The sequence below is a fragment of the Microcoleus sp. PH2017_05_CCC_O_A genome, from assembly GCF_020738785.1.
GTDB lineage: Bacteria > Cyanobacteriota > Cyanobacteriia > Cyanobacteriales > Microcoleaceae > Microcoleus.
Map to the genome: position 1 here is coordinate 35556 of NZ_JAEQCB010000021.1, position 6318 is coordinate 41873.

Here is a 6318-nt window from a genome sequence, read left to right on the forward strand (position 1 = left end):
TCTTCCCATAGCAAGTTTTTATAGGGAATACCTGTTCTTTTGGAGACTTCTGTCAGATTCCAACCCTTTTCTTGAGCAAATTCCCGAACTCGCAGCCTAATTCGTCCCATATTCCCGCTGACAAATCAGTTTATTCCTCCAAAATCTCAACCAAATCTTCGATCGCAATATCGAACGCACGGGCCAATTTGTTCAAAGCCGTATAATCGACAGTTGCCAACTTGGGAGAATGGGCATAACTTCTAACGGTACTGTAAGGAATGCCCGATCGCTCAGAAACCTCTTTAAGCGTCCAACCCTTCTCTTGGGCTAGTTCTCGAACCCGCAACCGAATTAACCCCATTTTCCCGCTAACAAATCAGTTTAATATTCCAAAATTTCTACTAAATCCTCGATCGGAATCTCAAATACACGGACTAATTTGTCCAATGCCGTGTAGTCTACAGTTGCCATACCCGGAGAACTGGCATAGGTGGCGATCGTAGTATATGGAATGCCTGTTCTGTTGGAGACTTCCCTGAGAGTCCAACCCCTTTCTTGAGCAAGTTCTCGAACTCGCAGTCTAATTCGTCCCATTTGGCCCTTGACAATTACGAGTAGTCGTAATTGTATGAATATACAGTCAATAGCGATCGCCCTCAGACCTGATAAATCAAGAGCGATCGCCTTTCATTCACCACCCACAAAAGTGGGAAGGATACTCCTATGATACCAAAACAACCGACATATCGCGATCGACTTCAACCTTGGCATCTAATTCGCCACCTCCCCAAGTGTCAGCGGTTAACAGTCGCCCGCTTCGCCCGTCGCCGCGATGCCGAATCTTACCTAAACGCACTGCGCCGCTTAATGCCCGCAGTCCCGCATACAATTGTTTTCGTGAATGCGGTGTCTGTGTTAGATGAAAACAGCGTGCCAATTCCGATGCAATTGCCGATCGAAGTTTAATGCGATCGAACTGATATCTTGCATTTGTTGCCAGATTCCGGTGGGGGTTTAAACCCCCGACGGACTGTTGAAATAAGTGCAAAATGTGCGATCGACAAATTAGTTTACTGTTCCAGAATTTCGACTAAATTGTCGATCGCAAATTCAAACCCACGAGCCATCTTGTCCAAAGCCGTATAATCTACAGTTGCCATACCCTGAGAATTCCCAGGAAAAAAGTCAGCATTTGAAATTACTGCACTTAGACGCGCCATAGCCACTCACTTATCAATAAGTTCCCAAAGCCGCGTATCGTAAGTCACCTCAGAATTAAGAAAAACAGGCTTTAACTTGTATTTGTATTCTTTTTTAAGCCTCTCTTGGAGTTCCTTACTAGGAAGAAATGCAAACAAATTGCTGTAATTTTTAGGACGCTGAGCAAGCTTAAGTCGATCTCCCCACAGAATTTTCACTTTCGGATCCAGCCGACGGCTCAAAGGAATGAGTTCACCGATCGGAGTATCAGTAATCAACAGCGGAGAATTGGCTTGATTTACGATGCGGGCTATAGGAATAGTGAATTTGCCTTGATCCAGACCTTTATTCCACCAAACTTCTGCTTGAGAACTCAGGGTGCAAGACAGGACTCCAGCCGAAAACACTCCTATTGCAACCAACTGCCAAAACTTCTGCCGCCAGGTATTAACAGTAGAAGAAGTAATTTTCGCAGTCAGCAAATAAGCCACAGCCAACTGCAAACCCAGATAAGTAGGAATTAGATATCGAGCGTAGCCTGAGAGCCGCCGTCCACCTAAAATTAAATCTCCCATCATCAGAGGCACGGATGTAAAAATAATCAAAGCCAAGATGAAAGCGTAAATCGGTTGGGAAGTGTGGCGGCAGACAAAATAAATCGAATATCCCACTAAAAGTAATAAAAATAAAATCACAGGAATCGCAGGGAGCATCTTTTTGAATGAGCTCATCGCATCAATATTTATATCAAAAAAAATCCTGCTACTATTCCCGATCCACCTTGCCATTAAAGATGTCAACGCTATTTTAGGTTCTGGTTGCAGCAGGCTTGGATTAGCGTGCAGAGGTCGGCAATAAATGATTGTCAAATACCAGATTAAACCTGCGATTAGCGTGACTGCAAAGGCGATAGCATAAGAAAAAGTGGTTTTACTCAATCTCACTTTTTCAATTATAAGTAGATAGATTCCATGTGCTATCAAAACAAGTAAACCATAAAGATGAGTGTAAATGCTGACTACTGTAATTGCTGTATAAATTCCCCATTGCAGGTTAGTTTTAAGTCGCATAGCCCGCAGCAAAACCGCACTGGATAGTAAAGTTAACACAGTCAACAAAGAATAGGGTCGTGCTTCCTGAGCGTACAGCACGTGGATGGGCGAAACCGATATCAATGCCATTGCTACCCATCCCACCATCGGAGACTCAAACAATTCCAGGCAGAGCCAATAAGCGCAGGGAAACTGTAGTAAACTGATCGCAGCAGGCAAGCTTCTCATGGCTGTAACGCTAGTTCCAAACAATTTAGCCCAAAATCGCGCTATCAGAAAATAGAGTGGTGGCAGTTGACCTTCTTCTGCTGCTAAACCCTTAATAGTATCGATTTCGTTATTTTTATTATTAATGCTCTGATATTTCAGTAAATCTTGGCTAGTGACTGCTGGCCCATTGAATACTTGCTCCTGAACAGATTTCCCTGAGTAGCCAGACACTCGCAAGGAAGTGTAAGTTTCATCAAACCAGTAGAATTTGCGATCGATATTGACAACTCTAAAAAATATGCCCATCACCAACAGCACAAAAAGTAAAAACCGCAGCCCAGTTACAGGTAGTCGCCAATTATTACGATTCATTAAATATCTCCTTGAACAGGACTTAGGCACAGCCCCTACATATAGGGTGAAATAAGGGGCAATCCGCTGTCGTTGACTTACACCTGGCTATGGTGCGTAAGTGCTACTGGAAGCTATTCGCGCATTATTGCATTATCCTAGTCTGCAATAAAAAATCATGCAACCTCTATGGACTAGAGATGCTATGCCAATTGCAGAAAATATTTACATAAGTCAGGAAGCTAGTCGCCCAAAAGCTGAATGAGATAGAGAAAAATTAAAAATTAAATAGTTAACCGAAAAAGTTTTGGTTAAAGAGAGGGAAGGGTGCATCTGGTTTTTGAAGCCTGAAGAAGCATGACCGCATATAAGTTATTAGTTATAATCCCATATTGACTGCGGTCATGCTTCGCCCCTACGGATATATTCGCTTGCATTGAGATGCACCCAGAGGGAAGAGGGAAAATGTGTTGATTCTGAATAAAACAATATCAATTTAGTTGAAGAATCGCAGATTGAACAGTTATCTTGAGCAAATTATATAACTGGCAACGGAATTAATTCCAGGTTGCCACCTAAAAATTAGTTTACTGTTCTAATATCTCAACCAAATCCTCGATCGCAATATCGAACACCCGAGCCATCTTATCCAAGGCTGTATAGTCTACAATTGCCATACCTGGAGAATTGGCATAGGTGACGATCGTGGTATAGGGAATACCTGTTCTTTTGGAGACTTCTGTCAGATTCAAACCCCAGGCGGACTGTGGCAATAAATGCAAAATGTGCGATCGCCCTAATTGTTCCAAAAAAGCTTGCTAAACTATAAATAGACTTAAGTCAAGGAGTCAAATCAATGCCATCTCCCTTTCCCGGTATGGATCCGTATTTAGAGCATCCAGAACTCTGGCCTGCCCTACACCACTGGCTAATTATTGAAATTGCCAGATTGTTATCTCCACAACTACGTCCTAAGTATTTAGTGTCTGTAGAAGTGAGAATGTATGAAACCGCTGACGACAATTTATCAATTGGCATTCCTGATGTAAACGTAATTCAGCCAAGAACCACAACCGAATTAATAACATCAAACGTAGCCGTTGCAGATCCACCAACACAACCATTAACAGTGAATATTCCCATGCCATACCAGGTTCGGGAAGGCTATTTAGAAATTAGAGAAAGGGGAAACCAAGAATTAATCACCCTCATTGAAATTCTCTCGCCTAGCAATAAACGCACAGGAAAAGGACGACAAATGTACGAAAAAAAGCGAGAAGAGATTTTAGGTAGCCGCACTCATTTAATTGAAATAGATTTATTGCGGCGCGGTGAAAAAATGCCAGTTATTGGTAATGACATTGAAAGTCACTATAGCGTTTTGGTGTGTCGGGGAAATCGCCGCCCCAGAGCAGATTTGTACGCTTTTAACGTGCAGAACCCGATGCCAGCTTTTCCTTTGCCACTGCGATCGGGTGATACGGAACCTGTAATCAATTTACAGGAGTTATTCACTGAAATTTACGACGTAGCAAGTTACGATCTCAAGATAGATTATCGTAACTGGGAAGTCATACCAGCGCTGTCAGAGGCTGATACAATTTGGGCTGACGCTTGGTTGCGCGATCGAGGATTGCGATGAATGTCATTGCGAGTCCTTGAATATCATTGCGAGTCCTTGAATGTCATTGCGAGCTCTTAGCGAAGCAATCGCAGAGCCCAAAGATTGCTTCGCTAAGACGCTCGCAATGACAACATATTTTCAAGAACAATGACACCATATTCTAATGACACCATATTCTAAAATTGCTCGATCGCTAAACATCTTGGCTTTGCATCAACCGCTGCTTCAAACGCGCCGGATCTCCCCGATCGACAACCTGGCCTTTTTCCAACAAAAAAGCCCCATCACAATAATTCAACTCATCCAAACGGTGAGTCACCCACAAAGCCGTAATCCCGCGATTTTTCACCAACCGCTGCACCGCCGCCACCAAATCCAACTGAGAATCAGGATCTAACAAAGCCGTAGGTTCATCCAACAGCAAAATTTCGCAATGACGGGCGATCGCCCCAGCCAAAGCAATCCGCTGCTTCTGGCCCCCACTCAAAGCATAAATCGGCCGCCGTTGTAAATCCAGCAAATTCACCGCCTCCAGAGCCTCAGCCACCCTCTGGCGCACCTGAAGATTAGAAAGCCTTTCCTCAACCAAACCAAAAGCCACATCCGCACCCACCGTCGGCATTACCAACTGGTGATCGGGATTTTGGAACACAAAACCCACGCGCCCGCCCAGATCAATTTCGCCCGATTGGGGGTGCAGCAGCCCAGCCATCAGCCTCAGCAGCGTAGATTTGCCGCTACCGTTAGTACCCAAAAGCATCCAAAACTCACCCTTGGGTACATCCAGAGAGCAACCTTGCAAAACTCGATCGCCCGACGGCCAGCAAAAACCCAAATCCCGCACAGCAACCGCTGACTGGCTCATATCGGCGCCCACACCCCCAGCCCTCATTCTGCCAAAGTCATCGAAACAAAACCCGGTGCTCTTCCCGTAGAAGCACTTCCCGATTTCTGAGAAATCACCACCCCAGAAATCTCGCTGCTGAGAACAGCTACCTTTTTCTCAGTATTTTTCTCACAAGTAAGTTCCAAAATTTGCGGTTGGGAGTTACGCATTGCCTCTAAAACCTGCTGGTAAACAGCCTCAGCGTCCTCCACCGATTTCCGCTGCACCGACAGCGAGACGGGCGTGTTCTTCACAATCATGTCAATGCTGAACATATAGTCTTAAAAACCTAAGTTTGGAACTCTACCCTCAGTATATATATAGGACAGGACTTAGGACAGGACTTACGCATCAAGACTCAAAAAACCCGGTTTTTTACTTTTCCGACGGGCTGTAACAAAGTATTGCGGTAAAAAACATCGCTTGCTGTAAGGGCGCTGTCCCCGTGCCGGCAAGGATTCCGGGTTTATTCGAGAACTTAGAGGACTTCCCGAACCAGTCAAGATCCCGAACTTCTTGAAGAAATGCTTGCCATTGTAAAGAATTACCCCTATAATCTTAAATACGGTAAAGAAAAGTAAACTCTGTTCATAATTCAACCCATTTTCTGTTAAGCAGATCAACATTTGGGCAATAATGACTAGAGACAAATCCGTCGTAATTATATCTATTTGGAGATTAGCGTAATGACAATCGCAGTCGGACGCGCCGAGAACGAAAGAGGCATCTTTGATGTACTCGACGACTGGCTCAAGCGCGATCGTTTCGTCTTCGTAGGCTGGTCTGGCATCCTGCTATTCCCCTGCGCTTACATGGCAATCGGTGGCTGGTTAACCGGCACCACCTTCGTTACCTCTTGGTACACCCACGGTTTGGCAAGTTCCTACCTCGAAGGAGCCAACTTCCTCACCGTAGCAGTCTCCACCCCAGCCAACAGCCTCGGACACTCCCTGCTGTTCCTGTGGGGCCCCGAAGCACAGTGGGACTTCACCCGCTGGTTCCAACTCGGTGGC

9 protein-coding genes and 2 pseudogenes are annotated in these 6318 nt (G+C 44.9%); 3 read left to right on the plus strand and 8 right to left on the minus strand.

From position 1 onward, the window contains the following. Nucleotides 1-20: 20 nt before the first annotated feature. The 3 genes and pseudogenes from JGK20_RS07075 to JGK20_RS07085 form a co-directional block, all read right to left on the minus strand. A pseudogene (locus tag JGK20_RS07075) lies at nucleotides 21-110 on the minus strand (XRE family transcriptional regulator); the annotation flags it as partial. Nucleotides 111-130: 20 nt separating this feature from the next. Next, complete coding sequence (locus JGK20_RS07080) at nucleotides 131-343, minus strand: helix-turn-helix transcriptional regulator (protein WP_293186079.1); 213 nt, start codon at nucleotides 341-343, stop codon at nucleotides 131-133. 20 nt (nucleotides 344-363) lie between these two features. Continuing rightward, nucleotides 364-576 (minus strand): helix-turn-helix transcriptional regulator, encoded by a 213-nt coding sequence (locus tag JGK20_RS07085; RefSeq protein WP_293186081.1) that lies wholly within the window; start codon nucleotides 574-576, stop codon nucleotides 364-366. A 129-nt stretch (nucleotides 577-705) separates the two neighbouring features. On the opposite strand from JGK20_RS07085, the gene JGK20_RS07090 reads away from it, so the two are divergent. Next, nucleotides 706-948, plus strand: coding sequence for a hypothetical protein (locus JGK20_RS07090; RefSeq protein ID WP_293186082.1), 243 nt, complete (start codon nucleotides 706-708; stop codon nucleotides 946-948). A gap of 104 nt (nucleotides 949-1052) precedes the next feature. On the opposite strand, the gene JGK20_RS07095 is transcribed toward JGK20_RS07090, so the two are convergent. The 3 genes from JGK20_RS07095 to JGK20_RS07105 form a co-directional block, all read right to left on the minus strand. Beyond that, entirely contained in the window at nucleotides 1053-1202 is a 150-nt protein-coding gene (locus JGK20_RS07095; RefSeq protein WP_293229909.1) for a hypothetical protein, read from the minus strand. 6 nt (nucleotides 1203-1208) lie between these two features. Beyond that, nucleotides 1209-2816, minus strand: coding sequence for a glycosyltransferase family 39 protein (locus tag JGK20_RS07100; protein ID WP_293229911.1), 1608 nt, complete (start codon nucleotides 2814-2816; stop codon nucleotides 1209-1211). Nucleotides 2817-3382: 566 nt separating this feature from the next. Then, nucleotides 3383-3580 carry a helix-turn-helix transcriptional regulator gene (locus JGK20_RS07105; protein ID WP_293192738.1) on the minus strand — a complete coding sequence of 66 codons (198 nt, stop codon included), beginning with the start codon at nucleotides 3578-3580 and terminating at the stop codon, nucleotides 3383-3385. 71 nt (nucleotides 3581-3651) lie between these two features. Between JGK20_RS07105 and JGK20_RS07110 the strand changes: the two genes are divergently transcribed. Beyond that, nucleotides 3652-4437, plus strand: coding sequence for a DUF4058 family protein (locus tag JGK20_RS07110; protein WP_293186091.1), 786 nt, complete (start codon nucleotides 3652-3654; stop codon nucleotides 4435-4437). Nucleotides 4438-4612: 175 nt separating this feature from the next. On the opposite strand, the gene JGK20_RS07115 is transcribed toward JGK20_RS07110, so the two are convergent. Continuing rightward, nucleotides 4613-5284 (minus strand): ABC transporter ATP-binding protein, encoded by a 672-nt coding sequence (locus tag JGK20_RS07115; protein WP_293198005.1) that lies wholly within the window; start codon nucleotides 5282-5284, stop codon nucleotides 4613-4615. Nucleotides 5285-5307: 23 nt separating this feature from the next. Further along, entirely contained in the window at nucleotides 5308-5580 is a 273-nt protein-coding gene (locus JGK20_RS07120; RefSeq protein WP_293157255.1) for a hypothetical protein, read from the minus strand. A 411-nt stretch (nucleotides 5581-5991) separates the two neighbouring features. On the opposite strand from JGK20_RS07120, the pseudogene JGK20_RS07125 reads away from it, so the two are divergent. Further along, nucleotides 5992-6318: pseudogene (locus JGK20_RS07125) on the plus strand (photosystem II D2 protein (photosystem q(a) protein)); the annotation flags it as partial.